This is a genomic window from Streptomyces sp. NPDC018610, from assembly GCF_044391765.1.
Taxonomy (GTDB): domain Bacteria; phylum Actinomycetota; class Actinomycetes; order Streptomycetales; family Streptomycetaceae; genus Streptomyces.
Genome location: NZ_JBISAL010000028.1, coordinates 1 through 2,517, shown reverse-complemented (window position 1 = coordinate 2,517; position 2,517 = coordinate 1). Strand labels below are relative to the sequence as shown.

Annotated in this window: 2 protein-coding genes; both read right to left on the bottom strand. The window is 71.4% G+C overall.

Translation table 11 applies throughout. The annotated features are described in order from the left end of the window. Window positions 1-1,349 (bottom strand): type I polyketide synthase (locus tag ACH5A8_RS34545; RefSeq protein WP_399007952.1); only part of this gene is annotated, 1,349 nt, incomplete at its 3' end. Between the two features lie 52 nt (window positions 1,350-1,401). Continuing rightward, on the bottom strand, window positions 1,402-2,517 hold a 1,116-nt coding region (locus ACH5A8_RS34540; protein WP_399007951.1), incomplete at its 5' end, for a beta-ketoacyl reductase.

The window sequence follows — 2,517 nt, the reverse complement described above, 5'->3', positions numbered from 1 at the left end:
ACACCGAACGACGACACCCCCGCCCGACGCGGACGATCACCCGACCGCCCCCACTCCCGCGCCTCCGTCAACAGCTCCACCGCACCCGCCGACCAGTCCACCTCACGCGTCGGCTCGGTGACGTGCAGGGTGCGCGGCAGGAGTTCGTGCCGCAGGGCGAGGACCATCTTGATGACACTCGCGACGCCGGCGGCCGCGGCCGTGTGGCCGATGTTGGACTTCAGTGAGCCGATCCACAGGGGACGGTCGGCGGGGCGGCCCTGGCCGTACGTGGCGAGCAGGGCCTGCGCCTCGATCGGGTCGCCGAGCTTCGTGCCCGTACCGTGCGTCTCCACGACGTCGACGTCCGATGCGGAGACGCGCGCACTGGCGAGGGCGGCGCGGATGACGCGCTGCTGGGAGGGCCCGTTGGGGGCGGTGAGGCCGTTGCTGGCCCCGTCCTGGTTGACTGCCGAGCCGCGTACGACCGCCAGCACCTCGTGGCCGTTGCGGCGCGCGTCGGACAGCCGCTCCAGCAGCAGCATGCCCACACCCTCGCCCCACGCCGTACCGTCCGCGGAGTCGGAGAACGCCTTGCAACGGCCGTCCGGCGACAGCGCGCCCTGACGGCTGAATTCGACGAAAGCACCCGGCGTGGTCATCACGCTCACACCGCCGGCGAGGGCGAGGGAGCACTCGTCGTTGCGGAGTGCCTGCGCCGCCAGGTGCAGGGTCACCAGCGAGGACGAGCAGGCCGTGTCGACCGTGACCGCCGGACCCTCCAGACCGAGGAAGTACGACACCCGGCCCGAGAGCACGGCGCCGGACTTGCCCATGCCCAGGTAGCCCTCCAGGGCCTGGGGCGGCTGCCGCAGGAGAGCGCCGTAGTCGTTGCCGTTGGTGCCGGCGAAGACTCCGGTACGGCTGCCCTTGAGTGACAACGGGTCGATGCCCGCCTGTTCGAGGGTCTCCCAGGTCGTCTCCAGCAGCAGTCGGTGCTGCGGGTCCATCGCCAGCGCCTCGCGCGGCGAGATCCCGAAGAAACCGGCATCGAACTCGGTGACGCCGTCGAGGAAGGCGCCCTCGCGCACGTAACTGCGGCCGTGCCGCGTGTGGTCGGGGTCGTACAGGTCCTCGGCCCAGCCGCGGTCGGTGGGGAACCCGGAAACCGCGTCCGTCTCCGCGGCGAGCAGAGACCACAGACCCTCGGGTGATGCGACCCCGCCCGGGAAACGACAGCCCATGCCGATGATGGCGATCGGCTCGCGGGACGCGGCCGCCATCCGGCGGTTCTCCTTGCGGAGGCGTTCGGTCTCCTTCAGGGAGGTGCGCAGGGCGTCGAGGATCTTCTCAGGAGAGGTACTGCTCATTGCTGGCTCCACACGTTCGAAGAATTCGGAGAGGCTCGGCGGGTTCGAACGGTCAGGAATCACTGCCTTCGAATGCGATGCGGAGCAGGCTCTCGGCGTCCATGGAGTCGATCGAGTCCTCGTCGACCGGATCGGCTTCGCCTTCGTCCCCGGTGAACGCCGAGGCGTCCTCGACGTCCGCGAGCCTCAGCAGCATGTCCAGGAGTCCCGCCTCCCTGATGCGCGCCGGCGGGATGGCGGCGAGGGCCCTGCGGAGCTTTTCGTCCTCCGACCGGGTCTCCCCGTCCTCGCCTCCGTCCGGGGAGAGCAGGGAGCGCAGGTGCTCGGCCAGCGCGGTGGGCGTCGGGTGGTCGAACACGAGCGTCGCCGGCAGCGTCAGGCCGGTGGCGGCCTTCAGCCTGTTGCGCAGTTCGACCGCGGTGAGCGAGTCGAATCCCAGGTCCTTGAACGCCCGCTCGGCGGACACGGCCTCCGGGCCGGAGTACACCAGCACCTTGGCCACCTGGGCGCGTACGAGTTCCAGCAGCGTCTGAGCCCGTTCGACCGGGGACAGCCCGGCCAGCCGCTCGCGCAGCGCCTCGGCCGAGTCCGCCACGCGGCCGGAGCCGTCGGACGCGCCTCCGTCGGTTGCTTCGAGCGGGCGACGGACCTCCGGGATCTCCGTGATCAGCGACGAGTGGCGCACGGTGGTGAAGGACGGCGTGAAGCGGTTCCAGTCCACGTCGGCGACGGCCACGCAGGCCTCGTCGCGGCTCAGCACCGTCTCCAGCGCCTTCAGCGCGTCACCGGGTTCCATCGGCGCCACACCGCCACGACGTGCCCACGTCTCCCGCGCCTCGCCCGCGGCCAGGCCTTCACCGGCCCAGCGGCCCCACGCGACCGACGTCGCCGGCAGGCCCTGCGCACGGCGCGCCTCGGCCAGGGCGTCCAGATAGGCGTTGGCGGCCGCGTAGTTGGCCTGGCCGGCGCCACCGACGGTTCCCGCGAACGACGAGAAGAGCACGAAGGCGTCCAGGTCCATACCGGACGTCAGCTCGTGCAGGTGGCGGGCGGCTTCCGCCTTCGGTCGCAGTACGTCCGCCAGCCGCTCCACCGACAGCGTCTCGATCACGCCGTCGTCCAGAACACCGGCCGTGTGCACCACCGCCCTCAACGGCGGAAGCTGCCC